The sequence below is a fragment of the Mesorhizobium sp. M8A.F.Ca.ET.207.01.1.1 genome, assembly GCF_004794715.1.
GTDB lineage: Bacteria > Pseudomonadota > Alphaproteobacteria > Rhizobiales > Rhizobiaceae > Mesorhizobium.
Genome location: NZ_SRUS01000001.1, coordinates 816,023 through 840,534, shown reverse-complemented (window position 1 = coordinate 840,534; position 24,512 = coordinate 816,023). Strand labels below are relative to the sequence as shown.

Below are 24,512 nucleotides of genomic sequence, written 5' to 3'. Positions count from 1 at the left end.
GGTTGCGAAGGTCAAGAAGCTCTCGCGACCCAATCGACATTGCAGGCAAGGCCCGATGGCTGAGGCAAGTCGTAGGCATCGAATGCCTGGCAGACGACCGGCAAGTCAGACCCAGTTCGAGAGAACCGTCTCCATCTCGACCGTCTCCACCTGCTGTGCGAACCGTTGGTGATAAACGGTCAACAGCGCGTCATGCGTGGCATCAGAAGAACTGCACAGCGCGTCCGTAACGAGAACCACGCGATAGCCGAAATCGATCGCTCCGAGCACCGTAGCCAGAACGCACACGTCGGTTTCGCCGCCGGTGATGACCAGCGTGTCGATGTCGCGTTCGTTCAGAAAGGCCCTGAGGTGACCTTCGAACCAGGGCGAGTATATGTGCTTGTCGATGACGGCCGCCGGCGGGCAGTAAGCGGCCAGTGCCGGCAACAAGTCGACCATTTCGGACCCGATATTTTCGATCGCCATCGAGGCCCAGCGCTCATAATAGCGCTTCCATGTGCCAACGCCCTGCCCGGGCTTTTGCGCGGGCAGGAAGCGCGTGAAGACGGTCTCTGGCGCTCGTCTTTCGACCAGGCTCTCGATTTGAGGAAGGACACGGGTGATCCAGGGGGTCGCCCATTGCGACGGCTCGGCAAACAGCCTTTGCATATCCACGCAGACATGCATGCATCGGCGCCCCAACGGACCATATGCCAAGCCCGGCATCGACATGGAAGATAATCCTATTCCATGACATGGGGGGTGTGCCGTTTGTCCTCCATCGGGTCGACATCGATGCGCGCCTTTCGCGGATCGAAAGCGCCATGACCTGCAATGGCCCGCGCTGCAGTATCGGGCGTCTCGTATGTCCACATGAAGTCGTCGGCCGAGCTACCGACAGCATGGACCCGCCAATAGCTCGCGGTTCCCTTGAGCGGTGAGCTGCTTGTGGTGTTGGTCTTTTCGAAAAGGTCGAAATAGATGTCCTCGAAAGGGACAAAGAATGTCGGCTCCTGTCCCTCTTCCCTGAGAACTTTCGCGTGCTCCGTGGCCGCGACCACGGCGTCGGAAAATCGCACCGTCACCGTTCCGGCAAACGATTCTATGGTCAGTTGGCGAAAGTCGTGTCCTGAAGTTGCGGCTGAAGTTTGCATCCGAATTCTCCCTGGCTATCGTTTCGATCCACCAATGGAGACGAAATGCGCGGTGATGCATCAGGTTCCAGCTTGTGCGATTGAAGCCGAATGGACCGCTGAGCAGCGATTATCAGCTGCCGAAACTGTTGAGAAAGCACATCAACAGCCGCGAAACCTCTTGTGAGGCCTCACGTGTTGGAAGTCCCCGACAGCGTCCAGGACCAACGTCTGTAGGACGCACAGTGCCCGTCTGCCGCCGCCGTCGCCGGCGGGACGCAGAAGGAGTAACGTGCAGCCGTTCGGCTATGCCACGAACACAGGGACTGATCGACAAGACGGATCAGGTGGGTCGCACCGTGCGGTCGCGAACAGATGACGGTCCTCACCTGAGCCGCCCGGCACGCATCAGAACATGATCCTTTGCCTCAACCAGGCAAGAAACCTGTTGCCGCCAATTGTCGCGCGGACCCGAGCGGCGGCCCACCCCGCTTTCATGGTGGCGCCTACGTGACAATCGCAAACGATGTCGTGCAGTTGCCAGTCATTCAGTTCGAAGAAGCGCTTGGCCTCGCCATAAGTGTCATCCCTTAGACCCGACGCGCGCAGCACCGGGTCTTCGAAGGCAACAGCGATCGCCGACCCTTCGCCGCGTGCCATGGCGCGTACCTCCGGATGCAGATGTTCGGTCCCTCTAAACGCGCCAAGGCATCGCTCGGGATTCTGATCGAGAAGTTCGGCCCATCGCGCGATCCGCTCTTCTCGGATCATTTCCGAATGTGGCGCCGAGGATTCAATCCTGGCGACGGCCTGCAGTTGGTCGAGTGTCTGGTGTTTCATGGTCAACTCCTGTCGTGAAGGGAGAAGCGCCCACGCCTTCAAGGAAATTATCGCGCGGCTGTGCTTCGACAAGGCGCGAAACCGGAAGAATTCGGCGCCACCGAACGCGACTGACCGGATCCTAAATGCGCTGACAGCGGTCACTGAAAGGCGCGCATTCTATGAACCTCTGCGGGCCTCTGCTGATAGAGGGCCGGTCTCCCATAGCGACCTAGCACCCCGGCGGGCAGTCCGGAGGTTGCGTTTATCGCATCCTACTTCTTGATAATGTTCCCGTCGCGCAGGTCGAATGCTTCGGTGCCGCGAGCCTGGCGGTAGAAATCGTCCTGCAATTCACCCCATTCGCCGAGGAAGGCACCGCAATTGCTGCAATAAATTGGCGTCGACTCCTTGGCATCGTCGGGAATGTCCATCTGGATCGTCCCGCAAGCCTTGCAATCGAGTTTGTCGTCCAATTGGCGTCCCATTTTCCAATGATCGCGCATTTGGAACCAATTGTCGATTTCGTAGGGAGGCACGATTCCAAACCAGCCGCTCCAGCGGCAAGCGGGCGACTGAAATTGCGCAGCGGCTGCCGTGGTACGGAACCATCGCCCGGCACAAGGGTTGTCCTCGACGTTTCGAAAAAAGCAGGGAACGACGATGCGGATGTTGATGATAGTTGCCGTGCTTTCCGGAGTGGGCGTCACGCAGCCCCTCCATGGGCAAGCCATCAGCCCGCAGGTTCCTCTGCTGACACCCGTTCCTCAGACGGCACCCTCGGAGCCCGAGCCGGACCAGATACCGCTGCCCGAGCAAGGGGCTGCCGACCAGAATTTCACCGGTGTTGCCATTGTCGCCGTCGAGGATCTGCCCGCGGAAATCAAAGCGCAGGCGGAAGCCGTGATTACCCAGACAAGTGCGGAAGATCTGCTGCGGCTGCAGAACTCCATCGACGCATCGCCTCAGGCAACAACGGCGCTGAGGGCGAACGGGCTCAACTCTTCACAGGTCGTGGCCGCCAACATCGATGGTGATGGCACGCTGACATTGATCATCCAGACGACAACGTGATCGGCACCCCGGGGTGCCGGATTTACCCGAAAAGCGCGATGCACCTTTCCGATCCGATGTTTTTCACGTTTCAGGGCTTCCGGGCCGGCAGTGGTGGAGAGGGTTGGATTCGAACCAACGTAAGCTAAGCTAACGGATTTACAGTCCGTCCCCTTTAACCACTCGGGCACCTCTCCAGTCTGCCGCCGGAGCCATTCACGCCGATCCGGACCCGAGTTGTCTTCTCCGAAATCAGCGAAGCGCCTTATGGCGGCAAGGCCAGTGGGTGTCAACCGCGCAGGAAGGGTTTTTCGATGTTGTTCGCCGGCTGCGGCGACAGGGCATATCCTTGGCGGGAGGAGACGGCTATAGAAGCCGGCCATGAGCAACAATTCCAACACCCCGAAAGACACCCACTACGCCAAGCTGCGCCGCGCCTTTCGCGACGAGAAAAGCGGCGGCGCGCCGGCGTTCAGGCCTCGCCAACCCGTACCACCGGGCGAAAACGCCGGGGATGGCCTGGTGCGCCTTTATGGCCTGCACACTGTGCGAGCCGCGCTCGACAATCCACGCCGCCGGATCAAAAAAATGCTGGTGACACGCAATGCCGCCGAACGGCTCGAGATCGGTGATCTTGCCGCCCTGCCCTTCAAGGCGGAACTGGTCGAACCCAGGGACATCGACAAGGTCACCGGGTCGGACGCCGTGCATCAGGGCGTGCTGATAGAGGCCGAGCCGCTGAAGCCCAAGCGCCTCGACGCGCTTGGCGACACCAGGCTGGTGCTGGTGCTCGACCAGGTCACCGATCCGCACAATGTCGGCGCCATCCTGCGTTCGGCGGTCGCCTTCGGCGCCGGCGCGCTGATCACCACGGCGCGCCATAGCCCGCAAGAATCGGGCGTGCTGGCGAAATCCGCCTCCGGCGCGCTGGAGCATATCGACCAGATCGAGGTGAAGAACCTCGCCGACGCGCTCGGCCAACTGCACGAGGCCGGCTTCCAGACCATCGGGCTCGATTCGGACGGGCAGGCGGAACTCGAAACCAGCTTTGCCGGCGACAGGATAGCACTGGTACTCGGCGCCGAGGGCAAGGGCCTACGCCAGAAGACGCGCGAGACGGTGACGACACTGGCCCGCCTCGACATGCCCGGCGCCATCCGCTCGCTCAACGTGTCGAACGCCGCGGCGGTGAGCCTTTATGCGGCGCGGGCATTTCTGAAGCGCGGCTGAGCCGCGGCAAGCCGCCTGCCAAAACATCTCGAAACGAGAAACGGGTTCCAGCGACAGCGCTGGAACCCGTTCTTGTGTAGGACAAGAGCTGGCGGCCTGGGAACATTGTGCCGCCCTCCCCCGCCCTATGCCGCTTTGCCCTTCACTTCAGCCGCCTCGCCGCCGACCTCGAAATTGGCCATCCGCTCCAGCGCCCTGACCAGCGCCGAGTGATCCTCCTTCGCCCCGCCATTGGCGGCGCAGGAGTTGAACAACTGCTGGGTGGTCGATGTATTGGGCAGCGACACGCCGAGCGCCTTCGCACCCTCCAGCGCCAGGTTGAGATCCTTCTGGTGCAGTTCGATGCGGAAGCCCGGCGCGAAAGTGCGCTTGACCATGCGCTCGCCATGCACTTCGAGAATGCGCGACGCTGCCAGCCCGCCCATCAGCGCTTGCCTGACCTTGGCCGGGTCTGCGCCGGCTTTCGATGCAAAAACAAGCGCTTCGGCGACGGCTTCAATGGTCAGCGCGACGACGATCTGATTGGCGACCTTGGTCGTCTGTCCGACGCCATTCGGCCCGACCAAAGTGATGTTCTTGCCCATTTTCTCGAACACGGGTTTCGCGCGCTCGAAGGTCTTTTCGTCGCCGCCGACCATGATGGTGAGGGATGCGGCCTTGGCCCCGACTTCGCCGCCCGAAACCGGCGCATCGAGATAGTCGCAGCCGAGCTCGTTGATCTTTTTTGCGAATTCCTTGGTCTCGATCGGCGAGATCGAGCTCATGTCGATGACGAGCTTGCCTTCGGAGAGGCCAACGGCAACGCCGTTGTCGCCGAACAGAACGTCGGCCACCTGCGGTGTGTCGGGAACCATGGTGATGATGATGTCGGCCGCCTTGGCCACGGCGGCATGGCCGGTGACAGTCTTCAGCCCCTTGGCGGCAAGATCGGCTGGTGGCTTCGAGCGATGGTCACTGGCGATGACCCTATAGCCGGCATCGAGCAGGTGCCCCGCCATCGGCGCGCCCATGATGCCGAGGCCGATGAAGCCTATGGTTTCCATTGTGGTTCTCCTGAATATCTCGTTCGACTTCGTCGAAAGGCTGGCGCTGCCCCTCATCCGCCTGCCGGCACCTTCTCCCCGTATAGTGACGGGGAGAAGGGAAGCGCTCCGACGCTGGCGATCCCCTCTCCCCGTTCTTCACGGGGAGAGGGCAAGGGTGAGGAGCAGCGCCGACGTTGGTAGTTCCCGACGGCTAAGCCGCCGCGCTTCCCTGCCCGGCTAATTCCCGAAACCAGCCCAGCCCGGCGTCCGTACCCGCCTTTGGCTTGTATTCCGCACCCACCCAGCCGGAATAACCAATCCGGTCGATGTGTTCGTAGAGGAAAGGAAAATTGATCTCGCCCGTCCCCGGCTCGTGACGGCCGGGATTGTCCGCAAGCTGGATATGCGCGATGCGGGGAAGGTTCGCTTCGATGGTACGGGCGAGATCCCCCTCCATGATCTGCATGTGGTAGATGTCGTATTGCAGGAACAGGTTCTTGGAGCCGATGCGGTCGATCAGCGCTAGCGCCTGGTCGGAATAATTGAGGAAGAAACCCTCGATATCGCGCGTGTTGATCGGTTCGATCAGCAACTTGATGCCGGCCTGCTCCAGTTTCTCCGCCGCGAAGGCAAGGTTTTCGGCGAAGACATTTTCAAGCGTGTCCCGTGCAATGCCCTGCGGCGCAATGCCGGCCAGGCAGTTGACCTGCTTGCAATCCAGCGCCTGCGCATAGGCGATCGCCTTGGCGATGCCCTGGCGGAACTCCGGCACGCGGTCCGGCAGCACGGCGATGCCGCGCTCGCCCTTGGCCCAGTCGCCCGCAGGCAGGTTGAACAGCACTTGGGTCAGGCCGTTCTTTTTCAGGCGGGCGGCGACCACCTCGGGCGCATGATCATAAGGGCCGATATATTCGACACCCTTGAAGCCGGCGCGGGCGGCGGCATCGAAGCGGTCGAGGAAATCGTCCTCGCCAAAGAGCATCGACAGATTGGCTGAAAAACGCGGCATTCTTTTTCTCCCTGGAGTATCGGACCCAAAAGTGGAAACCAGTTTTGGGGCAATCCGATGCTCAAACAAAATCAGTCGAGCATCACGATCGCGGTCGGCGCGTCTTCCTGACGTTCGGCAAGGTCCTCGAATTCGGTGATCTTGTCGATCTCGGTGCCCATCGAGATGTTGGTGACGCGTTCGAGAATGAATTCGAGCACGACTGGAACCTGGTGTTCCTTCATCAACCGCTCCGCTTGCTTGAAGGCGCCGGCGAATTCCTCCGGCTTGCGCACCCTGACCGCCTTGCAGCCCATCGCCTCGGCGACGGCGACATGGTCGACGCCGTAGCCGGCCTCCGGATCGTCAGTCCGGTTGATGTTCTCGAAGGCCAGGCTCACCTCATAGTCCATCGAGAAGCCGCGCTGCGCCTGGCGGATCAGGCCAAGATAGGCGTTGTTCACGACGACATGGATGTAGGGCAGCTTGTGCTGCGCGCCGACGGCCAGTTCCTCGATCATGAACTGGAAATCATAGTCGCCCGACAGCGCCACGATGGTGCGGTCGGGATCGGCGGCGCGCACGCCGAGTGCTGCCGGCAGGGTCCAGCCGAGCGGGCCGGCCTGGCCGCAATTGATCCAGTTACGCGGCTTGTAGACATGCAGGAACTGCGCGCCGGCAATCTGTGACAGGCCGATCGTGGTGACATAGGTGACGTCGCGGCCAAACGCCTTGTTCATCTCCTCGTAGACACGCTGCGGCTTCAGCGGCACCTGGTCGAAATGGGTCTTGCGTTTCATGGTCTTCTTGCGGTCCTGGCATTCCTTGGCCCAGCCCGACCAGTCGCGCAGCTTGCCCGCCGTCTTCCACTCGGTGGCGACGTCGAGCAGGATCTTCAGCGCCGCACCCGCATCCGAGACAACGCCGAGATCGGGCGCGAAGACACGGCCGATCTGCGTTGGCTCGATGTCGACATGGATGAATTTTTTTCCCCTGGTATAGACGTCCACCGAGCCGGTGTGGCGGTTGGCCCAGCGGTTGCCGATGGCGAAGACGAAGTCGGCTTCCAGCATCGTCGCATTACCGTAACGGTGCGAGGTCTGCAGTCCACACATCCCGGCCATCAGCCGGTGGTCGTCGGGGATGGCGCCCCAGCCCATCAGCGTCGGGATGACCGGAACGCCCGCAATCTCGGCAAATTCGATCAACAGGTCGGACGCGTCGGCATTGATGATGCCGCCGCCGGCGACGATCAGCGGCTTCTCAGCCCCATTGAGCATCGCCAGCGCCTTTTCAGCCTGGGCGCGGGTCATCGCCGGCTTGAACGGCGCCAGCGGCTCATAGGCATCGATGTCGAACTCGATCTCGGCCAGCTGGACGTCGACCGGCAGGTCGATCAGCACCGGACCTGGGCGCGACGAGCGCATCAAGTGGAACGCCTTCTGCAGCGCCATCGGCACCAGATAGGGCTCCATCACCGTCACCGCCCATTTGGCGACGGGCGCAGCGATGGCGGCGATGTCGACGGCCTGGAAATCCTCCTTGTTGAGGCGCGCGCGCGGCGCCTGTCCGGTGATGCACAGGATCGGAATGGAATCGGCCGCGGCCGAATAGAGCCCGGTGATCATGTCGGTGCCGGCCGGCCCCGAAGTGCCGATACAAAGACCGATATTGCCCGTCTTGGCGCGGGTATAGCCTTCGGCCATATGCGAGGCGCCCTCGACGTGACGGGCAAGGACATGGCGGATGGTGCCCCTCGCCTTCATCGCGGAATACAGCGGATTGATCGCCGCGCCCGGCACGCCGAAGGCGCAGGAAATGCCTTCCTTTTCGAGAACGAGAACAGCGGCATCGACAGCGCGCATCCTGGCCATTTCCAGCCTCCACGAGATGATTGTTGGATGGCTAAGGATGTCACCGGGCGGGTAATTTTTCAATTTTTCCAGAATATTTTTTCATTTCTAGAAAACAGCTTCTACCAACTGATTTTGTTTCCTTTTCCCTTTTCCAGGATTTGCACCGAAATTTCATGAAAAACTTTTTCATTGCATCTTTGGAGAAACAGCCGAAAATGCCGACCATGGAAACCAGCGAAAAACGTCAGCGCGGGCGCCCGCGCTCCTTCAACGGTCCAGCCGAAGCTTCCTCGGTGCAATCGCTCGACCGGGCCTTGCGTATCCTGGCCATTGTCGCGGAAGGCAGCGGCCTGTCGCTGAGCGAGATATCGGCGCAAAGCGGGCTCGCCGCTTCCACGGCCTACCGCATGCTGACGACACTCGAAAACCACAGCATGGTCGAGTTCGATACGTCAGACCAGCTCTGGTCGATCGGTGTCGAGACCTACCGCATGGGCGCGGCGTTCCTGCGCCGCCGCAAGCTGGTCGACCGCGCCCGCGTCGTCATGCAGGAATTGATGGAGAATACCGGCGAGACCGCCAATCTCGGCGTCGCCGAAGATGACTGCGTGGTCTTCGTCAGCCAGGTCGAGACGCATCAGGCGATCCGCGCCTTCTTCCGGCCCGGCACGCGCAGCCCCTTCCATGCCTCCGGCATCGGCAAGGCGGTGCTGGCGCATCTCGAACCGGAGCGCGTCGGAACCATCCTGCGCAAGGCGGGCCTGCAGCGCTATACGGACAAGACCCTGTCCGACATCTCCGCCCTCGCCCACGATCTGGCTGTTATCAAGCATCGCGGTTGGTCGGTCGACGACGAGGAGCGCCACCCCGGCATGCGTTGCGTCGCCGCCGCCATCTTCAACGAGTATGGCGAACCGATCGGCGGGGTTTCGGTGTCGGGGCCGACGGTCCGGGTGACGCCGGAGCGGCTGGCCGAGATCGGACCGTTGGTGCGCAATGCGGCAACCGAAGTGACGCGGATGATCGGCGGCGTGCAAGCCGGCTGATCAACCCGCGCCGGGCAGCGCGCTTTTGGCCGCTATGTCGAAGAAATCGAGCAGGATCGCCATGCCGACACCGCAGGCGGTGAAGACGAGGCCGGCCATGAAGATGCGGTTGGCACGCTCATAGACCCGCCGCTGCAGGGATCTTGTGTCGAGCAGCAGCGACAGTGCCCGCATCTGCAAGGCGATGCCGACCAGGATCGGCAGAACGGCGACAAGGTGGTAGGTCTGCCACGGGATCGGGTTGGCGGCCCAATGGGTTATGAAGCCCAACGAAAATGCCAGCAGGATGCCGACAGTGGTGACCGTGCCGTTGCGGAAAACCGTTTCGATCAGGTCTTCTTTCGGGTCCTGCTCGTCCAAGCCACCCTCCCCTCAGTTGGCACCGGGATAAGACTAGACGCTCCGAAAATCGCTGTATACCGCCGGCCGCATGGGATTTGACCGTCTTGCCGTGGCGCCTGGATGCATGCGAAAGGGCGCGAATGAGGAAACCGGTTCAGCTTTTGCTTGTGACTTCACTTTACGGGTGCGTGGCGGCGGCACCTCGACCCGATGCCGGCGACCAACGCGTCAATCCCATTCCGATCTCGCTGGCGCTGGAGGAGATCATCACGTCCGGTGTCCGCCAACACCTGCCGGATCCGGCCTCCGCCAAGTTCGGGACGATGCTCGCCGGCGAGCGAACGCTGGACGGCCGCCAGGAAATCGTGGTCTGCGGCACCGTCAGCGCCAAGGCCTCGCCCGGCGTCCATGGCGACAAGCCATTCATCGCCAAGGTCTATCCGGAAGCCGCAAGCAGCTTTGAACTGGTGGCGATGGGCGACGAGGCGGAGGCTGCCCGGCTTCAAATTGGCGGCTCCTGCCGCGCGGCCGGTTTGCCGACCCTCGACACCGACACGAAGACGCACCTCTAGAAAGACGGTGTTCAAACGACAAAGAGGGGCTGCCTAGCAACCCCTCTTTCCTGTCGTTGGTCCACTTTCCTGTCGTCTGCCTCCCCTCAGAGCCGGCAATAGTGGCTGTAGCCATCATGGCCGATATAGGTGTCGGAATCCGGATCGTAGCTCGCGTAGCGCTCGAAGCAGCGGCGGACGTGCCAGGAACCGCCATCTTCGTCGACATAGACAGTGCGCGGCTGCTGCTGGGCAAGCAGGCTGCCCAGGACGAAACCGCCGACGCCGGCGGCGATGCCGATGCCGAGGTCGTGGTGATGCGAGTGAGCCGCCGAGGGCTGGACGGTGCCGACCAAAGCGGCGGCGGCGACGGTGGTGGCGATGAGGCCGGAAACGAGTGTGCGCTTGAACATGACGATCTCCTTGCTTCGTTGACCGAGGCGATCCATCCGCCTCTTGATCATCTGTCGCCGCGGCATTGAAAAAGGTTCGACGGGGTTTTGATTTTTTTCGAACAAGCAGGAATCCGCTGCCTGAAAAGGCGCGGCGGCCCTCGCCGGCGTTGATCATCGAGACCCGTGCGCTTCGGCACATTGCGCCAATCGCGTCATCGCCCGTGGCGGCGACAGGAAGCGCCGTATCCATGCAAAAGGGCGGCCGAAGCCGCCCTTTCCTGCACTGGTGTCTTCAATCACGCCGCGAGACTGCGCTCAGTAGATGATGATGTGGTGGCGATGATGATGGTGATGGTGATGGTGGCCATAGACCCACCAGTAATCCGGGTAGTCCGGGTAATCCTGGTAGTAGAGGTAGTCGTCGTAATGATGATGGCGATGCATGCCATGAGCCGACGAAGACTGAACGGTGCTGGCGAGCGCGCCGGTTGCAACGACGATGGCGAGGAGGCCGGAAACGAAACTGCGCTTGAACATGATGATCTCCTGGATCTCTGATCGAGGCGACCATTCGCCTCTGAGGATCAGTCGGCGTTGGGCAGCGAAAGGTTCGACAGGATCAGGAGATTTTTTGTGGCAGTAGGCAGTAGGCAGTAGGCAGTAGGCAGTAGGCAGTAGCGAAACGGCACCATGCGCATCCGAACGATGCAACCCCCATTCCCTATTCCCTATTTTCTCACCCCATGCCGGTGATATGGCGCAGCCAGAAAGCGAGCGCGATGAAGCCGATGATCGTGGTGACGCCGGTCCAGTCAACATTGGCCTTCTTCACGTCACTGATGAGCTTCACCAGCAGCATCCATGCCACGACAACGATAGGGAGAATGATGACAAGCCGTATCATGCGACACTCCGTTCAGCGCATTTGCACCTGCCCCGTTATGTAGGAAGCGCCTTCGCGGATTTCAGCACGCAGGCTCGGAGCATCATCCACCACGGCTGAGGTCCAAAAACGGAGTTTTGTCTTTACTGGCGCAACAAATATGCTAACCGGAGCGCCGTGCCCTTGTAGCTCAGCTGGTAGAGCAGCGGTTTTGTAAACCGAAGGTCGGCGGTTCGATTCCGTCCGGGGGCACCAGTTCTGACCAACGATTACCCCGAGAGCCAAAGACTTGCGAGCGCGATTGCGGGCACCCTTACGAGGCGCTCGCGATTTGGGCCGACACGTTCGTCCTGGTGAACGTATTCCTCACCCTCATAGACTTATAGAGATAAGCAACCCAGAGTCCGGTTCCCGCAAACGAGGCCACGGGTGCCGCCAGTGCATCGCCTGCGAGCACCTGGTTCACCGGGACCCCCAGAATTGATGCGATCCAGATCGTGTCCAGGATAAAAACGACGGGGATCGCAAGCCACTGAAGCAGAAACAATTGCGGGAACCGTCGGCTTCGCCGCAGCATTGCCACCAGCACAACCAGCTGAAGCGCCAGGAATGCCAGATTAAGAGCAACCTCGCCATACACGGCCAGGGAGCCATTCGGGAGGATCATGAGTTGCTGGTAGCCGTCGGCCGAGCTGGCGAAGTCGGCGAGTGTGCGCAGCGGTGACAATGTCTGACCGATAGCCAGCAGCATCAGCCAGCCGCCGAAGCCCACAAGAGCCTCAGGATTCTGTGACGGCTTCGCGGCTGATCGAACAGCAAAGAAAACAGGCACGCCGATCAACAGCAGCACGATCGCCCAATGCCAGATGGAAAACGCCCCCATTTACCCCTCCCTTTTATGCCCCTCTAAGTTGTATCAGATTTCAAGCTCAACTCAAGGGCCAAGCTTTGGGTAAGACGACGTGTGACGCCGAAGCGACGACTTCTCCTGCCTGCTCATGACTCCCTCACACTCCGATCGCCGCCACCAATATCCTGTTCTGCCTGCGTATCGCCGCCCTCAGCTCCGGTATCCTAGCCTCTTCGCGTTTCACGAATTCGATGAACATCATGTTCATGTTGTTGAAGATCAGTTCGCCAAGCGCCGTGCCGTCGATGTCCTGCCGCACCAGGCCAATCTCCTGCAGCCGGGCGATCAGCGCGCGGATCTGTTCGGTGAGCGAGCGATCGAGGCCGGTGTAGGCCTGGCCGAACGGGCTGTCGGGCAGTTGCGTCGAGATCGCCATTGCCTGCCGCCACATCTCCTTGCTGAGATAGTGCAGCGAGTGCTCGATATAGATGCCGATCAGCGTGTCCAGCGCGTCGCCGACATTGGCCGGCGGCCGGGCGACCACGCCGCGCCCGGCATTGAGCACCTCATTGACCTCCAGCGAGACGATGGCGCCGAGGATGTCGCCCTTGTTCTGGTAGTAATTGTAGATGGTGCCGATCGACACTTCGGCCTGCGCGGCGATCGCCTCGATCTTGGCGCCCTCATAGCCGGCCTCGCGGAAAAGTGCCGCAGCAGCATCGATGATGCGCCGGTGACGGTCCGCCTTTTGCCGTGCCCGCAATCCGCTCATATCAGCCTCTTGCCACAAAAATCGAATTGACTCAATTTTAGAATTGGTTCAATTTTTTGCAAGAAGCCATAAAGGCAAGGGAGAACACTCGATGTCCGTCAAATCCGGAAATCCGCTTTCCGTCCTGAAGCGCCGGCTGCAGGCCGCGTGCGCCGCCACGGCATTGCTGCTTGCGGCCGGCAGCCTTGCCGAGGCCGCCGATCTCAACGCGCTGATCTGGTGCGATCATTCCGATCCGGCGCTGCTGCAGCCGTTCGAAGACGCCAACGACGTCAAGGTCAACGTCAAGGAATTCGAAGGCACCGGCGCCGGCCTCGCCATCGTCGAGCAGTCGCAGCCGGGCGATTGGGACGTGATGGTGATCGACAGCATCGACGTGCCGCGCGGCGTCGAAAAGGGCCTGTTCGAGCCGCTGCCGGAAGACAAGCTGCCCTTCGCCGACCTCTTCCCGCAGGTGAAGATGGACGGATCGACCGTCGTCGGCGGCAAGCGCTACGGCATCACCGAAAAATTCGGCTACAATACGATCGGCTTCAACAAGACCAAGGTCGACCCGGCCGACATGCAGTCCTTGGCGTCGCTGAGCAGTGACAAATACAAGGGCAAGGTCGCCATCTACGACTACTATCTTCCCGTGATCGGCATGGCCGCTCTCGCCATCGGCAAGAAGACGGCCGACCTCGGCGAAGCCGATCTGCCCGCCCTCAAGGCAGAGCTTCTCAAGATGAAGGCCAATGCGAAGCTGGTCGGTGAAGTGACCGCCAGCCAGACGGCGCTGGCGACCGGCGAGGTCGACATATTGGTCGGCGGCGGCGAATGGGTGACGGCTGGCCTTGCGAAGGAAAACCCGGCGCTGGACTTCTCCATTCCGAAAGAGGGTGCGGTGCTGTGGTCGCAGTCGCTCGCCATGTTCAAGGATTCCAAGAACAAGGACATGGCGCTGAAATTCATCCAGTACATCATGAGCCCGGAAGGCCAGGCGCGGCTTGCCACCTCTTCCTGCTATTGGGGCATGCCGTCCAACACCAAGGCCACACTGACCGACGACCAGAAGAAGGTCTTGCGCTTCGACGAGCAGCCTGGCTTCCTCGCCCGTGCGCAGGCCTATCCGGCGCCCAATGCCGACCTCGACAAGAAGATGCAGGACATGTGGACCGAAATGCTGCAGGCGAAATGAGCGACCGCGGCTCATGAACTCTGCGGGAAACAGCGGGCGTACCCTGCACCGGGCGGGACGCGCCCTGCCCTGGGCGCTGGTCACGCCGGCACTTGGCTGGACGCTGCTGTTCTTCGTGCTCCCGTTCGTGGCCATGGGGTTTTCGAGCCTCACGTCGCATGAGAACGGCGGCTTCACGCTTGCCAACTACAGCCAGTTCTTCAGCAATCCCTCCTACTGGCAGGCGATGGTGAACTCGCTGCAGGTTACCGCCATTGTCACCGTGGTCTCCGTGCTGCTCGCCTATCCCTTCGCCTGGATCCTGGCCGAGCAGGTGCCGGAGCGCTGGCAGCGGCTGGCGCTGATGCTGGCCGTGCTGCCGTTCTGGACCTCCTATGTCGTGCGCTCCTATTCGTGGCTGCTGGTGCTGGCGCAGAACGGCGTCATCAACCGCGCGCTGACCGGCTCAGGCCTGATCAGCGAGCCGCTGCAACTCGCCAATACGCGCTTGGCCACCGTCACCGGCTTCGTGCATTTCTTCGTCATGCTCTTGACGCTGACCATCTTCGCCAATCTGAAGCAGCTCAGCCCAAGCTACCGCAAGGCCGCCGCCGATCTCGGCGCCGGGCCGGTGCGCACCTTCCTGCATGTCATCCTGCCGCTGACCTTGCCGGGCATCATGGTGGGCGCGTTCCTCACCTTCGTGCTGTGCATCGGCGACTACATCACACCGCAAATCCTCGGCGGCAACAACGAGCTTCTGATGCCGCAGTTGGTGATGATGCAGATCGGCCGTCGCGGCGACTTTCCGCTGGCCTCGGCGCTGTCGATCATCCTGATGGCGGTCGTCACCATTGCCTACCTCGCCTGCGCCCGCTGGCTGAAGATCGAGCGGGCCTGAGCATGCACAGGATTGTCCGCATCGCTTCGTGGATTTACGCGCTTGCCGTCTATGGCTTCATCTTCCTGCCGGTCGTCGTGCTGGTGCTGTTCTCGCTGCAATCGACCTCCTTCCCGATTCCGCCGTTCACCGGCCCGTCGCTGCGCTGGTACGAGGCTGTTCTCTCAGATAGGCGGCTGACGTCGGCACTCGTCAATTCGCTGTCGGTCGCGGTGCTTTCCTCGGCCACGGCCGTCACGCTCGGCTTCCTTTCGGCCTGGGGTTTCGCGCGTTTTGTGCTGCCCGGCTCGGGTCTGCTGCGCGGGCTGATCACACTGCCGTTGACGGTGAGCTACCTCATCATCGGCATGGGGCTTTTGGTGCTGTTCAACTGGGCCGGCGTGCCGAAGTCGCTGCTTGCCGCCGGCATCGGCCATGTCGTGATCAACCTGCCGCTGTGCTTTGCCATCATCTACAGCCAGATGGGCGACCACCAGATCAACATCGAGCGCGCCGCACGCGATCTTGGCGCGCCTGAATGGAAGGTGCTGCTGCTGATCAGCGTGCCGGTGATGGCGCCGGCCATTTTCGCCGGCTTCTTCCTGTCGATGACCTTCTCCTGGGATGAGTTCGTTATCTCCTTCCTGCTCACCCGCTTCGACACCACGCTGCCGGTGGAAATCTGGAACCTGCTGCGCTCCGGCCTCAACCCCAAGACCAACGCCGTCGGGTCGCTGGTCTTTGCCGTCTCGATCGTGCTGGTGGTGTTGTTCGAACTGACCTTGCTGCGGCGGAGAAAGCCGGCATGAACGCGCCCCTGGTCGATATCCGCGACGTCTCGCACCGCTTCGGCCAGCATCCCGTGCTGAAAAACGTCTCGCTGACGATCGATTCCGGCAGCTATACGATCCTGCTCGGACCATCCGGTTCCGGCAAGACGACGCTGCTCTCCATTCTCGGCGGGTTCGTCAACCCCAGCGAAGGCAAGGTTCTCATCCGCGGCCAGGACTGTACCTACGTGCCGCCGGCCAAGCGCCCGACGACGACGGTCTTCCAGGATTATGCGCTGTTCCCGCATATGAGCGTCGGCGGCAATGTCGGCTTCGGCCTGCGCATGCAGGGGGTCGACGGCGCGACGCGGGCGGCAAAAGCACACGAAGCACTGGCGCTCGTGGGGCTGGCCGCCGCCTTCGACAAGAAGCCGCACCAGCTTTCCGGCGGCCAGCGCCAGCGCGTCGCGCTGGCACGCGCGCTGGTCATCGAGCCGGCAGTGCTCCTGCTCGATGAGCCGCTCGGCGCGCTCGACCTCAAACTGCGCCGCCAGATGCAGGACGAATTGAAGGCGATCCAGAAGCGCGTCGGCACCGCCTTCATTCATGTCACCCACGACCAGGAAGAAGCGATGGCGCTGGCCGACCATTGCGTGGTGATGAATGATGGCCGCATCGAGGACGAAGGCCCGCCCGAGCGCGTCTATGCCAGGCCGGCGACCCGCTTTTCCGCGACCTTCATGGGCGAGAGCACGATCCTCGCCGGCACGGTCGTGGAGACCGGGGACCGGACGAGCACCGTCGCGACGCCGGTCGGACCGGTGTTGCTGCCCAGTGCGTTGCCGTTGGGGTCGGCGGCCGCATTGGCCATACGGCCTGAGCACCTCGTGCTGGGCACGACTTCGGGTGGCACGAAGCTCGGCAAGGCGGACGTGAGCGACGTCGTCTTCCAGGGCAGTTTCAAGCGCATGCTTGCGACGTCCGTCGAAGAACCCTCCTTGCAGTTCATCGCCAAGCTGCCCGCTACCGCCACTGTCCGGCCGGGCGACACGGTGGCGATTTCGTGCGATACCGACCAGATCATCCTGCTGGCGGATTGAACATGGGCATGCTCGCGGTCATCGACGCACCGGACTGGTACGAGACGATGCGCATAGCCGACGGCATCACGCTGATCCACGAGCCCTGGATCAAGCCGTTCTTCCGCTGCAACATGTGGCATGTGCGTGGCCGCGACCGCGATCTCCTGTTCGACAGTGGTCTCGGCCATTTCAGCCTGCGCACCCATGTGCCCCTGGTGAGCGAGCGCAAGCTGACCTGCGTCGCCAGCCACACGCATTTCGACCATATCGGCTGCCACCATGAATTCCCCGATCGCTGCGTGCATGGGGCTGAAGCGGCAATCCTGGCCGATCCGCGCAACGAATGGACCGCTGCAGGTACCTATGCGACCGACGACATGTTCGACCGCCAGCCAAAAGGCTGGGAAACAGCACGCTACCGCATCCAGCCCGCGCCGGCCGGCCGTCTGCTCGCGCATGGCGACATCATCGATCTCGGCGACCGCGCCTTCGAGGTCGTCCACACGCCAGGCCATTCGCCCGGCGGCATTGCGCTGTACGAGAAGAAGACCGGCATCCTGCTGTCCGGCGACATCATCTATGACGGCCCACTGATCGATGATGTCTACCACTCGGATATTTCCGACTACATGGCGACACTGCTCGCCATGCGCGATCTCGACGTCTCAGTCGTGCATGGCGGCCATTTCCCGAGCTTCGGCAAGGTGCGCTACCTCCAGTTGATCGACGAATACCTGGCGCGGAAGCGGCAGGCCGGCTGCCATCTGCGGCAGAGCCCTTGAGGGGCGAGTTTACCGCAGCAAGTCGAAATGCCGTGGAAAGGCCTGATGCAGCAGCAGCAGCATGGTCTTGCGCAGCACGTCGGTGTCGCGGCCGGACGGGTTGAGGTGATCCCAGTACCATGCTCCGTGAACGAGGTAATTCAGGCTCTCCGACAGCGTGTGGATGTCGACGCCGCCGTAACCCCCGTCGCGCGCAATCTCGACCAGCAGTTCCCGCGCTTCGGCGGTGTAGGCGAGATCGCTGGGCAGGCCGATTTCATTGTAAATCTGCATGCTCTTGCGGTCGCTGGAGAACACGACAAAGACCGACACCCATTTCGGATGCTGCCGGGCAAAGCGTTGCGCGCAGTCTACTGCTCCCAGCAGCCTTTCGACCGGCGTCAGGCCGGGCGCCCGCACCAGGGCGAGCCACAGCGCGTCATATTGATCGCTGAGATACTGAAGCACTGCCCTGAACAAATTCTCCTTGCTGCGGAAGTGAAAGACCACCAGGGCGTTGGACGAGCCGACATGCTCGGCGATGCGCTGCATGGTGACGCTCGCCAGCCCCTCCTCAGCGATGAGCTCGATTGTGGCGTCGAGAATGCGCTGCACGCTGGCTTCGCCGCGCTCGCGGCGGCGGTCCTTGGGCGCGGCGTCATTGGCCGAAGCCCTGCCCTTGGCTGTCGCGACCGTGCGCTTTGCCGTCGCTTTGCGTTGCACCATCTTCGTCAATTTCCCTTGCATCGCCAGATCAAAGCGATGGGCGCGTCCCGGCGCTTGTGTACCATTGCCCCTGTGCCGTTTCATAGGCCATCGCGGCCCGGAAGACATCGGCATCGCTATAGGTGCGGCCGACGATCTGGAAGCCCGTCGGCACGCCGCTTGCCGCCCGCCCCGACGGCATGGAAAGCACCGGACAGCGGCTCATCATGTTGAACGGCGTCGTCATCACCCAGCCCAGCGAAGGGTTCACCTCTCTACCGTTGATCTCGACGGTTCCCGTGGTCTGGTCGAACTCCGCCGGCACCGCGGGAAGCGCGTTCGTCGGGCAGATCAGCACATTGTAGGTCTCCAGCAGCGGACCCAGCGTCTGATACATCCGTGCTGCCACATCCAGTGTCGCGACGAAGTCGGTGGCCTTGGATTTTTGCCCATCCTCGGCAAACCGCCTGGCATAGCTGGTCATGTCGCTGCCGTGCTCGGCAAGCAGTTGCGACAGCGAAGCGCCGAAAAGATGTTCCAGATAGGCCATTCCTGCCTTGAGCACCCCGTCATCCCAGCCGAGATCGACTTCCTCGACCGTTGCCCCAAGCGAGCGGAACACGTCGCAGGCGGCAAGCATGTTGCCGCGGACGTCGGCGTCGACCTCGAAAGAGCCCAGGTCCATCGAGAAGGCAATCTTCCAGCCCTTGATCGGCTGGTAATCGAGCGGCAGCCGCAGCTTCGGGCGAAGCGTGGCGATGTCGAGTGGACTCGGCCCCGCCATGACATTCTGCAGCAGGATCGCATCCCGGACGTTCCGGGCCAGCGGCCCGGTGTGGCAATAGAAATCGAGGTTGAAGGGCGGCTCGTCCGGGTTGCGCCCATAAGGCGGCTTGTAGCCGACGAGACCGCAGGCCGACGCCGGAATGCGGATCGATCCGGCAATGTCGGAGCCGGTGGCGATCGACGAAGTGCCCGAAGCCAGCGTTGCCGCCGAACCTCCCGACGAGCCACCCGGCGTGAAGTCGCGGTTCCAGGGGTTGCGGGTGACGCCCCACCGCTTCGACCAGGTATAACCGGCGCAGCTGAATTCGGGCGTAGCCGTGCGCGCATGGACGATGCCGCCGGCCTTGATGATGCGCTCATTCATCGTCGAGGTGTGGCCGCTTATGGCATCCCTGGACAGCAGCGAGCCATGCGACGTCGGCTTGCCCTTGATATAGCTCTCGTCCTTGATGCCGATCGGCAGGCCCTCGAGCGCGCCGGTCCTGGCGCCCTTGGCGTATCTCGCCTCCGCTTTCGCGGCCAGCTTCATCGCCTCCTCGAAATGCGTGAAGGTGAAGCAGTTGATCGCCGATTTGGTGACCTCGGCGCGGCGGATGGTGGCCTGCATCAGTTCGACGGGCGAGAGTTTCCTGGCCTTGAACAGCCGCAACGCCTCGCTGGCGGGCATGTAGCAAAGGTCGAGATCGGACATCGAAAATCTCCCGCGATCACGTGATCGCACTTGGCGTGAAGGTGACCGGACCGCGCATCGCGGCCCGGTGCCTCTTTGTTGGGTTTGGCTGGTGGCGCTACTTCTGGAGGTCGGTCCAGATTTTCGTGTAAAGCGCCTGCACATCCGGCGGGCAGGCCGGCATGAACTGGCCCTTGGCGGCGAATTCCGCCGGGATATTCACCTCAGGCGCGGTCTTCATATCGTCCGGCATGAAAGCCTCGGAGCCCTTGATGCCGTTGGCGTAGCGAGCGAAACCCGAGATCAGCGCGGCGTTCTTCGGATCCATGATGAAATTCTGGAAGAGCTTGGCGTTCTCGACGTTCTTGGCATCCTTGAGGACGGCGACATTGTCCATCCAGATGGGAAAGCCTTCCTTCGGATAGCCGTAGACGATCTTGTCGTTCTGAAGCCGCTGGCGCAGCGATATGCCGTTCCAGTTGACGCCGGCGGCGATATCGCCCCTGCCCAGGCCATCGACAGCCGCATAGTCGAGCGAAAGCCATTTCGCCTTCGCCTCGACCAGCTTGTCGTGCACCTTCTTCAGCACCTGCATGTCGTTGGTGCAGTACTGGCCGCCTTCATAGGCGATGGCGAGGAACATGATGTCCCCCATTTCGGGCACGACATTGATCTTGCCGACGAGCTCGGCCGGCGGGTCGAGGAACAGCGCCGACGTGTTGGGGTCCCCGGCATAGACCGACTTGTTCACCGAAATGCCTGTCGTTCCCCACTGCCAGGGAACGGTGTATTTGCGGCCCGGATCAAAAGGAACGTCGACCCACCTGGGATCGACATTCCTGAAATTCTCCATTGCGTTGGGGTCGGTTTCCAGCAGCAGGCCTTCACTGATCCAGATCGGCACGACACTGGCGGAGGGCACGACGATGTCATAGCCGGAAGCACCCTGGCGGACCTTGGCCAACGCGGTGTCGTTGGAGTCGTAGTCGGTCACGGTGACCTTGATCTTGTAGGTCTCCTCGAACTTCTTGATGAGGTCCGGGCTGGTGTAATTGCCCCAATTATAGATGTTGAGTTCGCCATCGGCGCGGGCAACGCCGGTTACGGCGAACAGCGACAGCCCGACGGCAGCCGCGGTCAGTTTCCAGTTCATGCGAGTTGCTCCCATTGTTGGGACCAGCGGCGGCGTCGCCTCGGGTCCATTCCTGCTGACGAAAGAAAGCCGTATCCGCCGACCGCAACCTCAAGGGTCTGGCGGAACCATCGGCGCACAGCACCTCGACGCACCGGAACCTGCCGGATGACTGCCAAGATATTCCCCTTTGTTTCGTAGCCATTCACCGGCGCATACCGGCTGGCCAACTCTGTTTTCGTTACAAGCGATAATTATAACTAAACGTACAGTCAATATCTTTGTGACGACTCGGCCAGATAGTACATTTTGCGGCAGCGCCAACGTGCAGGTGATGGTGGACGCGACGCCGGCGGAGGTACGAGGCGAACAATGGGGTACAGCAGCGCCGATCACCCAGCGGGGCGGCCGGGGAGCGAAATAAACTGGTCTTGCGCCAGCCGATGATCGGCCACCTCAGGATAACGGCGCGTGCCTGTCGAGCTCGGCGATACTCGGATGGTGGCGATCGGTCAGCGTATCTGGCGGCCTACAGGGCCCTTTGCGGGCAAGGCATCCCGGCGGCATCACCGCAGCGTGACGCGGTGGGAACCGGTCTGGCGCTCATTTGTTCCGACTGGCGCACCAGTTCGGCGAAGACAAGCGCGAAACTTCCCAACATGACAAAGACGATGATCAGGCGTGCTACCGGCAATATGTCGGCCTCGTCTGGCTGGCGCATGTCCCCCTGGCATCAGGATCCGCGGGATCATGCACACAAATCTAACGTGCCGCAGCGTCCTTTGCGTCCCGAAGGATAAGGCGGTGCCGCGGGCGCCCCACGCCACCCATGCCGGCTAACATGATCGATCCGGCTTTACGAGACCTTAAGCCCGGCCTTAACCATCACATTCGATCGCGCCACGACATCAACCGCGACCGCCCGGTGCGGCGTCACTGCCGCGCGTCGCTTCGTGAACTGGCAGAGGGTCTCTTTGCAGACCCGCCCGCCCCATGCTACCCCGGCGCTGGCGCGGCCAGAACCTGCCGGCGCCAATCGGTCGCGATCGGGAAGCCATGAGCACAGCCGCCAACAGCATCGCTTTCGTCTCGTCCGACACAACGGACGCCAAGGCGGCGCTGGAGAGCCTGTCGGCGCGCTACGGCCAATGTTCTGTCGCCGAAGCGACTGTCGTGGTGGCGCTGGGCGGTGACGGCTTCCTGCTGCAGACCTTGCGCGAAACGATGGGTACGGGAAAGAAAGTCTACGGCATGAACCGTGGCACGATCGGCTTCCTGATGAATGAGTATCGGTCCGGCGGGCTCACCGAGCGCATCGCGGCCGCGGTCGCCGAAACGATCCGCCCGCTGGAGATGCTGGCAACCACCTCGGACGGCGAACACCTCACGGCGGTGGCGATCAACGAAGTTGCGCTGTGGCGCCAATCCTATCAGACGGCCAAGATCCGAATCAGCGTCGATGACCAGGTGCGGCTGGAGGAATTGAGCTGCGACGGCGTCATGATCGCGACGCCGGCCGGATCGACCGCGTACAATCTTTCCGCGCACGGCCCGATCCTGCCGCTCGATGCGCCACTTCTGGCTCTCACGCCGGTCAGCCCGTTTCGTCCGCGACGCTGGCGCGGCGCATTGCTTTCCAACAAGGCGAGCGTGCGCTTCGACATTCTGGAGCCGGAAAAGCGGCCGGTGAACGCTGCCGCCGACCACACGGAGGTCAAGGCGGTGACCTCGGTTACGGTGCGGGAATCGCCGACGGCCACGGCGACTTTGCTGTTCGATCCCAATCACTCCTGGAACGAGCGCATCCTGGCCGAACAGTTCCGTTACTGAGCCGGCACACAGACAAGCGGCCGGATTAAGCATCGCGATTAAGGTTACAACTTCACAATCGCGCCAACCCTGCCCGTTTCTGTTGACAAATCGCGGGCTTGCGCCTAATCGCAATACCAATCTTGCAGGCGCGTGGCGCTTGCCGCGACGAATGACGTTGCGCTTCCCCGAACCAGCCAAAGACAGCAACACTTGTCCTCAGACATGACGATCGCTCAAGAAGCGTTGACCTTTTCAGACCTCGGCCTGTCGCCGAAGGTGCTTTCCGCAGTCACCGATGCCGGCTACACCCAGCCGACCCCGATCCAGGCTGGTGCGATCCCGCACGCCTTGCTCGGCAAGGACGTGCTGGGTATTGCCCAGACCGGCACCGGCAAGACCGCCTCCTTCGTGCTGCCGATGCTGACCCGGCTGGAAAAGGGCCGCGCCCGCGCCCGCATGCCGCGCACGCTGATCCTCGAGCCGACGCGTGAGCTTGCCGCGCAGGTCGAAGAAAACTTCGCCAAATACGGCAAGAACCACAAGCTCAACATCGCGCTGCTGATCGGCGGCGTGTCGTTCGACGAGCAGGACAAGAAACTGGAGCGCGGCGCCGATGTGCTGATCGCGACGCCGGGCCGTCTGCTCGACCACCGCGAGCGCGGCAAATTGCTACTCAACGGCGTCGAGATCCTCGTCATCGACGAGGCCGACCGCATGCTCGACATGGGTTTCATTCCCGACATCGAACGCATCTGCGAGATGATTCCGTTCACCCGGCAGACGCTGTTCTTCTCGGCGACCATGCCGCCCGAGATCACCAAGCTGACGGAAAAATTCCTGCATGCGCCGGTGCGCGTCGAGGTCTCCAAGGCGGCGTCGGCGGCCACCAACATCATCCAGCGGCTGGTCAAATCGGGATCCAAGCCTTGGGACAAGCGCGAAACGCTGCGCAACCTGATCAAGGCCGAGGATGCGGAGCTGAAGAACGCAATCATCTTCTGCAATCGCAAGATCGAGGTTTCGGAGCTGTTCCGCTCGCTGCTGAAATATGATTTCGACGCCGGCGCACTGCATGGCGACATGGACCAGCGCGCCCGCATGCAGATGCTGGCCAATTTCCGTGACGGCAAGCTGCGTTATCTCGTCGCCTCCGATGTCGCCGCGCGCGGCCTCGACATTCCCGACGTCAGCCATGTCTTCAACTACGACGTGCCTATCCATGCCGAGGACTATGTCCACCGCATCGGCCGCACCGGCCGCGCCGGCCGCTCAGGCAAGTCCTTCACCATCGCGACCAAGTCCGACACCAAATATATCGACGCCATCGAGCGGCTGATCGGCAACAAGATCGAGTGGCATGACGGCGACCTGTCGACAGTGGTTGCCAGCGAAGGCGAGGACGATGCTCCGCGCCGTGGCAAAGGCGCGCCGCGCCGCGCCGGCCGCAAGGACGAGGACCGCAACGACAGGGGCGCGCGCAACAAGGGCGGCGAGCGTCGCGGCAGACGCAGCGAGGAAGATGCCGCGACCGCGGTTGCTCAACCGCAGCCGGATGTGGCCGAGACGGCCGATATTGTCGAACGGCGCGCGCGCAAGGATGCGATCCGCTCGGAAAACACCGAGCGCAAATCGTCCGACCGCAATGAGCCGCGCGCACCTGAGCGCGGTGACACCAGGCCGCAGCGCGGCAACAGCCGCCCTGCCCGCCACCATCAGGAAGACAATGACACCACCGTCGGCTTCGGCGACGACATGCCGGCCTTCATGCGCATCGTCGCCAAGGTCTGACGCCAGCCAGCAAGCCGCCTAGCCGGCTTGCCTTCCTTTTCGCCC

Annotated in this window: 28 protein-coding genes and 2 tRNA genes; 12 read left to right on the top strand and 18 right to left on the bottom strand. The window is 62.1% G+C overall.

Going from position 1 to position 24,512, the window contains the following annotated elements; all coding sequences use genetic code 11:
* Positions 1 to 105: 105 nt before the first annotated feature.
* The 4 genes from EN850_RS04330 to EN850_RS36255 all read right to left on the bottom strand — a co-directional run bounded on the left by EN850_RS04330 (position 106) and on the right by EN850_RS36255 (position 2,644).
* Positions 106 to 714, bottom strand: a complete 609-nt coding sequence (locus EN850_RS04330) for an isochorismatase family cysteine hydrolase (protein ID WP_127869378.1) — start codon at positions 712 to 714, stop codon at positions 106 to 108.
* An 11-nt stretch (positions 715 to 725) separates the two neighbouring features.
* A complete protein-coding gene (locus tag EN850_RS04325; RefSeq protein WP_136090691.1) occupies positions 726 to 1,136 on the bottom strand; it encodes a DUF427 domain-containing protein in 411 nt (136 codons plus the stop codon).
* A 387-nt stretch (positions 1,137 to 1,523) separates the two neighbouring features.
* On the bottom strand, positions 1,524 to 1,955 hold the full coding sequence (locus EN850_RS04320) for a hypothetical protein (protein WP_136090742.1): 432 nt from the start codon (positions 1,953 to 1,955) through the stop codon (positions 1,524 to 1,526).
* Positions 1,956 to 2,209: 254 nt separating this feature from the next.
* Positions 2,210 to 2,644, bottom strand: a complete 435-nt coding sequence (locus EN850_RS36255; RefSeq protein ID WP_189521830.1) for a hypothetical protein — start codon at positions 2,642 to 2,644, stop codon at positions 2,210 to 2,212.
* On the opposite strand from EN850_RS36255, the gene EN850_RS04310 reads away from it, so the two are divergent.
* Positions 2,622 to 3,008, top strand: coding sequence for a hypothetical protein (locus tag EN850_RS04310; protein ID WP_246689144.1), 387 nt, complete (start codon positions 2,622 to 2,624; stop codon positions 3,006 to 3,008). The genes EN850_RS36255 and EN850_RS04310 overlap by 23 nt on opposite strands.
* Positions 3,009 to 3,099: 91 nt before the next feature.
* On the opposite strand, the gene EN850_RS04305 is transcribed toward EN850_RS04310, so the two are convergent.
* A tRNA-Tyr gene (locus EN850_RS04305) sits at positions 3,100 to 3,184 on the bottom strand.
* A gap of 184 nt (positions 3,185 to 3,368) precedes the next feature.
* Between EN850_RS04305 and EN850_RS04300 the strand changes: the two genes are divergently transcribed.
* The gene (locus EN850_RS04300; protein WP_135864256.1) at positions 3,369 to 4,217 is read left to right on the top strand and encodes an RNA methyltransferase; all 849 of its coding nucleotides are present in this window, start codon (positions 3,369 to 3,371) and stop codon (positions 4,215 to 4,217) included.
* Between the two features lie 125 nt (positions 4,218 to 4,342).
* Here EN850_RS04300 and EN850_RS04295 read toward each other — a convergent pair whose 3' ends face one another.
* The 3 genes from EN850_RS04295 to gcl form a co-directional block, all read right to left on the bottom strand.
* Complete coding sequence (locus tag EN850_RS04295) at positions 4,343 to 5,317, bottom strand: 2-hydroxy-3-oxopropionate reductase (RefSeq protein ID WP_127280218.1); 975 nt, start codon at positions 5,315 to 5,317, stop codon at positions 4,343 to 4,345.
* A 136-nt stretch (positions 5,318 to 5,453) separates the two neighbouring features.
* Positions 5,454 to 6,251, bottom strand: a complete 798-nt coding sequence (gene hyi, locus EN850_RS04285; RefSeq protein ID WP_127280220.1) for a hydroxypyruvate isomerase — start codon at positions 6,249 to 6,251, stop codon at positions 5,454 to 5,456.
* Positions 6,252 to 6,322: 71 nt separating this feature from the next.
* Complete coding sequence (gcl, locus tag EN850_RS04280; RefSeq protein ID WP_136090688.1) at positions 6,323 to 8,104, bottom strand: glyoxylate carboligase; 1,782 nt, start codon at positions 8,102 to 8,104, stop codon at positions 6,323 to 6,325.
* A gap of 206 nt (positions 8,105 to 8,310) precedes the next feature.
* Between gcl and bhcR the strand changes: the two genes are divergently transcribed.
* Positions 8,311 to 9,132 carry an HTH-type transcriptional regulator BhcR gene (gene bhcR / locus EN850_RS04275; RefSeq protein ID WP_135929163.1) on the top strand — a complete coding sequence of 274 codons (822 nt, stop codon included), beginning with the start codon at positions 8,311 to 8,313 and terminating at the stop codon, positions 9,130 to 9,132.
* On the opposite strand, the gene EN850_RS04270 is transcribed toward bhcR, so the two are convergent.
* Positions 9,133 to 9,492 carry a hypothetical protein gene (locus EN850_RS04270; protein WP_127279644.1) on the bottom strand — a complete coding sequence of 120 codons (360 nt, stop codon included), beginning with the start codon at positions 9,490 to 9,492 and terminating at the stop codon, positions 9,133 to 9,135.
* A gap of 122 nt (positions 9,493 to 9,614) precedes the next feature.
* Here EN850_RS04270 and EN850_RS04265 point away from each other — a divergent pair, with 122 nt between their 5' ends.
* Positions 9,615 to 10,046, top strand: coding sequence for a hypothetical protein (locus EN850_RS04265; protein WP_136090687.1), 432 nt, complete (start codon positions 9,615 to 9,617; stop codon positions 10,044 to 10,046).
* An 86-nt stretch (positions 10,047 to 10,132) separates the two neighbouring features.
* On the opposite strand, the gene EN850_RS04260 is transcribed toward EN850_RS04265, so the two are convergent.
* The 3 genes from EN850_RS04260 to EN850_RS04250 all read right to left on the bottom strand — a co-directional run bounded on the left by EN850_RS04260 (position 10,133) and on the right by EN850_RS04250 (position 11,324).
* A complete protein-coding gene (locus EN850_RS04260; protein ID WP_127279642.1) occupies positions 10,133 to 10,438 on the bottom strand; it encodes a BA14K family protein in 306 nt (101 codons plus the stop codon).
* A 297-nt stretch (positions 10,439 to 10,735) separates the two neighbouring features.
* A complete protein-coding gene (locus EN850_RS04255; protein WP_127279641.1) occupies positions 10,736 to 10,957 on the bottom strand; it encodes a hypothetical protein in 222 nt (73 codons plus the stop codon).
* A 199-nt stretch (positions 10,958 to 11,156) separates the two neighbouring features.
* The gene (locus tag EN850_RS04250) at positions 11,157 to 11,324 is read right to left on the bottom strand and encodes a hypothetical protein (protein WP_127279640.1); all 168 of its coding nucleotides are present in this window, start codon (positions 11,322 to 11,324) and stop codon (positions 11,157 to 11,159) included.
* A 158-nt stretch (positions 11,325 to 11,482) separates the two neighbouring features.
* Here EN850_RS04250 and EN850_RS04245 point away from each other — a divergent pair.
* A tRNA-Thr gene (locus EN850_RS04245) sits at positions 11,483 to 11,558 on the top strand.
* Between the two features lie 58 nt (positions 11,559 to 11,616).
* On the opposite strand, the gene EN850_RS04240 is transcribed toward EN850_RS04245, so the two are convergent.
* Both EN850_RS04240 and EN850_RS04235 read right to left on the bottom strand, forming a co-directional pair.
* Positions 11,617 to 12,186, bottom strand: a complete 570-nt coding sequence (locus tag EN850_RS04240; RefSeq protein ID WP_136090686.1) for a DUF2569 family protein — start codon at positions 12,184 to 12,186, stop codon at positions 11,617 to 11,619.
* 124 nt (positions 12,187 to 12,310) lie between these two features.
* The gene (locus EN850_RS04235; RefSeq protein ID WP_136090685.1) at positions 12,311 to 12,925 is read right to left on the bottom strand and encodes a TetR/AcrR family transcriptional regulator; all 615 of its coding nucleotides are present in this window, start codon (positions 12,923 to 12,925) and stop codon (positions 12,311 to 12,313) included.
* Between the two features lie 91 nt (positions 12,926 to 13,016).
* On the opposite strand from EN850_RS04235, the gene EN850_RS04230 reads away from it, so the two are divergent.
* From EN850_RS04230 to EN850_RS04210, 5 genes are read left to right on the top strand one after another with little or no spacing between them, the layout of a single operon-like run.
* On the top strand, positions 13,017 to 14,102 hold the full coding sequence (locus EN850_RS04230; protein WP_136090684.1) for a spermidine/putrescine ABC transporter substrate-binding protein: 1,086 nt from the start codon (positions 13,017 to 13,019) through the stop codon (positions 14,100 to 14,102).
* A 13-nt stretch (positions 14,103 to 14,115) separates the two neighbouring features.
* Positions 14,116 to 14,982, top strand: coding sequence for an ABC transporter permease (locus tag EN850_RS04225; RefSeq protein ID WP_136090683.1), 867 nt, complete (start codon positions 14,116 to 14,118; stop codon positions 14,980 to 14,982).
* A 2-nt stretch (positions 14,983 to 14,984) separates the two neighbouring features.
* Complete coding sequence (locus EN850_RS04220; protein ID WP_136090682.1) at positions 14,985 to 15,770, top strand: ABC transporter permease; 786 nt, start codon at positions 14,985 to 14,987, stop codon at positions 15,768 to 15,770.
* A complete protein-coding gene (locus tag EN850_RS04215) occupies positions 15,767 to 16,831 on the top strand; it encodes an ABC transporter ATP-binding protein (RefSeq protein WP_135928779.1) in 1,065 nt (354 codons plus the stop codon). Before EN850_RS04220 ends, EN850_RS04215 begins: the two co-directional genes overlap by 4 nt.
* Before the next feature lie 2 nt (positions 16,832 to 16,833).
* On the top strand, positions 16,834 to 17,595 hold the full coding sequence (locus EN850_RS04210; protein ID WP_136090681.1) for an MBL fold metallo-hydrolase: 762 nt from the start codon (positions 16,834 to 16,836) through the stop codon (positions 17,593 to 17,595).
* A gap of 9 nt (positions 17,596 to 17,604) precedes the next feature.
* Here EN850_RS04210 and EN850_RS04205 read toward each other — a convergent pair whose 3' ends face one another.
* From EN850_RS04205 to EN850_RS04190, 4 genes are all read right to left on the bottom strand, one after another.
* Positions 17,605 to 18,300 (bottom strand): TetR/AcrR family transcriptional regulator, encoded by a 696-nt coding sequence (locus EN850_RS04205; protein ID WP_127280421.1) that lies wholly within the window; start codon positions 18,298 to 18,300, stop codon positions 17,605 to 17,607.
* A gap of 28 nt (positions 18,301 to 18,328) precedes the next feature.
* Positions 18,329 to 19,756, bottom strand: coding sequence for an amidase (locus EN850_RS04200; RefSeq protein WP_136090680.1), 1,428 nt, complete (start codon positions 19,754 to 19,756; stop codon positions 18,329 to 18,331).
* A 97-nt stretch (positions 19,757 to 19,853) separates the two neighbouring features.
* Positions 19,854 to 20,888 (bottom strand): extracellular solute-binding protein, encoded by a 1,035-nt coding sequence (locus EN850_RS04195; RefSeq protein WP_136090679.1) that lies wholly within the window; start codon positions 20,886 to 20,888, stop codon positions 19,854 to 19,856.
* Positions 20,889 to 21,396: 508 nt separating this feature from the next.
* A complete protein-coding gene (locus EN850_RS04190; protein ID WP_127869399.1) occupies positions 21,397 to 21,588 on the bottom strand; it encodes a hypothetical protein in 192 nt (63 codons plus the stop codon).
* A gap of 335 nt (positions 21,589 to 21,923) precedes the next feature.
* On the opposite strand from EN850_RS04190, the gene EN850_RS04185 reads away from it, so the two are divergent.
* Positions 21,924 to 22,697 (top strand): NAD kinase, encoded by a 774-nt coding sequence (locus tag EN850_RS04185; RefSeq protein ID WP_127280995.1) that lies wholly within the window; start codon positions 21,924 to 21,926, stop codon positions 22,695 to 22,697.
* 204 nt (positions 22,698 to 22,901) lie between these two features.
* The gene (locus EN850_RS04180; protein WP_246689143.1) at positions 22,902 to 24,467 is read left to right on the top strand and encodes a DEAD/DEAH box helicase; all 1,566 of its coding nucleotides are present in this window, start codon (positions 22,902 to 22,904) and stop codon (positions 24,465 to 24,467) included.
* The last annotated feature ends 45 nt before the right edge of the window (positions 24,468 to 24,512 follow it).

Coding starts and splice junctions, on each gene's coding strand:
- bhcR (WP_135929163.1), top strand. CDS start 8,311: ATGGAAACCAGCGAAAAACGTCAGCGCGGGCGCCCGCGCTCCTTCAAC.
- hyi (WP_127280220.1), bottom strand. CDS start 6,251: ATGCCGCGTTTTTCAGCCAATCTGTCGATGCTCTTTGGCGAGGACGAT.
- EN850_RS04250 (WP_127279640.1), bottom strand. CDS start 11,324: ATGATACGGCTTGTCATCATTCTCCCTATCGTTGTCGTGGCATGGATG.
- EN850_RS04195 (WP_136090679.1), bottom strand. CDS start 20,888: ATGAACTGGAAACTGACCGCGGCTGCCGTCGGGCTGTCGCTGTTCGCC.
- EN850_RS04320 (WP_136090742.1), bottom strand. CDS start 1,955: ATGAAACACCAGACACTCGACCAACTGCAGGCCGTCGCCAGGATTGAA.
- gcl (WP_136090688.1), bottom strand. CDS start 8,104: ATGGCCAGGATGCGCGCTGTCGATGCCGCTGTTCTCGTTCTCGAAAAG.
- EN850_RS04265 (WP_136090687.1), top strand. CDS start 9,615: ATGAGGAAACCGGTTCAGCTTTTGCTTGTGACTTCACTTTACGGGTGC.
- EN850_RS04185 (WP_127280995.1), top strand. CDS start 21,924: ATGAGCACAGCCGCCAACAGCATCGCTTTCGTCTCGTCCGACACAACG.
- EN850_RS04300 (WP_135864256.1), top strand. CDS start 3,369: ATGAGCAACAATTCCAACACCCCGAAAGACACCCACTACGCCAAGCTG.
- EN850_RS04295 (WP_127280218.1), bottom strand. CDS start 5,317: ATGAGGGGCAGCGCCAGCCTTTCGACGAAGTCGAACGAGATATTCAGG.
- EN850_RS04230 (WP_136090684.1), top strand. CDS start 13,017: ATGTCCGTCAAATCCGGAAATCCGCTTTCCGTCCTGAAGCGCCGGCTG.
- EN850_RS04330 (WP_127869378.1), bottom strand. CDS start 714: ATGTCGATGCCGGGCTTGGCATATGGTCCGTTGGGGCGCCGATGCATG.
- EN850_RS04200 (WP_136090680.1), bottom strand. CDS start 19,756: ATGTCCGATCTCGACCTTTGCTACATGCCCGCCAGCGAGGCGTTGCGG.
- EN850_RS04180 (WP_246689143.1), top strand. CDS start 22,902: ATGACGATCGCTCAAGAAGCGTTGACCTTTTCAGACCTCGGCCTGTCG.
- EN850_RS04210 (WP_136090681.1), top strand. CDS start 16,834: ATGGGCATGCTCGCGGTCATCGACGCACCGGACTGGTACGAGACGATG.
- EN850_RS04240 (WP_136090686.1), bottom strand. CDS start 12,186: ATGGGGGCGTTTTCCATCTGGCATTGGGCGATCGTGCTGCTGTTGATC.
- EN850_RS04255 (WP_127279641.1), bottom strand. CDS start 10,957: ATGTTCAAGCGCAGTTTCGTTTCCGGCCTCCTCGCCATCGTCGTTGCA.
- EN850_RS04260 (WP_127279642.1), bottom strand. CDS start 10,438: ATGTTCAAGCGCACACTCGTTTCCGGCCTCATCGCCACCACCGTCGCC.
- EN850_RS04325 (WP_136090691.1), bottom strand. CDS start 1,136: ATGCAAACTTCAGCCGCAACTTCAGGACACGACTTTCGCCAACTGACC.
- EN850_RS04225 (WP_136090683.1), top strand. CDS start 14,116: ATGAACTCTGCGGGAAACAGCGGGCGTACCCTGCACCGGGCGGGACGC.
- EN850_RS04205 (WP_127280421.1), bottom strand. CDS start 18,300: ATGGTGCAACGCAAAGCGACGGCAAAGCGCACGGTCGCGACAGCCAAG.
- EN850_RS04220 (WP_136090682.1), top strand. CDS start 14,985: ATGCACAGGATTGTCCGCATCGCTTCGTGGATTTACGCGCTTGCCGTC.
- EN850_RS04235 (WP_136090685.1), bottom strand. CDS start 12,925: ATGAGCGGATTGCGGGCACGGCAAAAGGCGGACCGTCACCGGCGCATC.
- EN850_RS04215 (WP_135928779.1), top strand. CDS start 15,767: ATGAACGCGCCCCTGGTCGATATCCGCGACGTCTCGCACCGCTTCGGC.
- EN850_RS04190 (WP_127869399.1), bottom strand. CDS start 21,588: ATGCGCCAGCCAGACGAGGCCGACATATTGCCGGTAGCACGCCTGATC.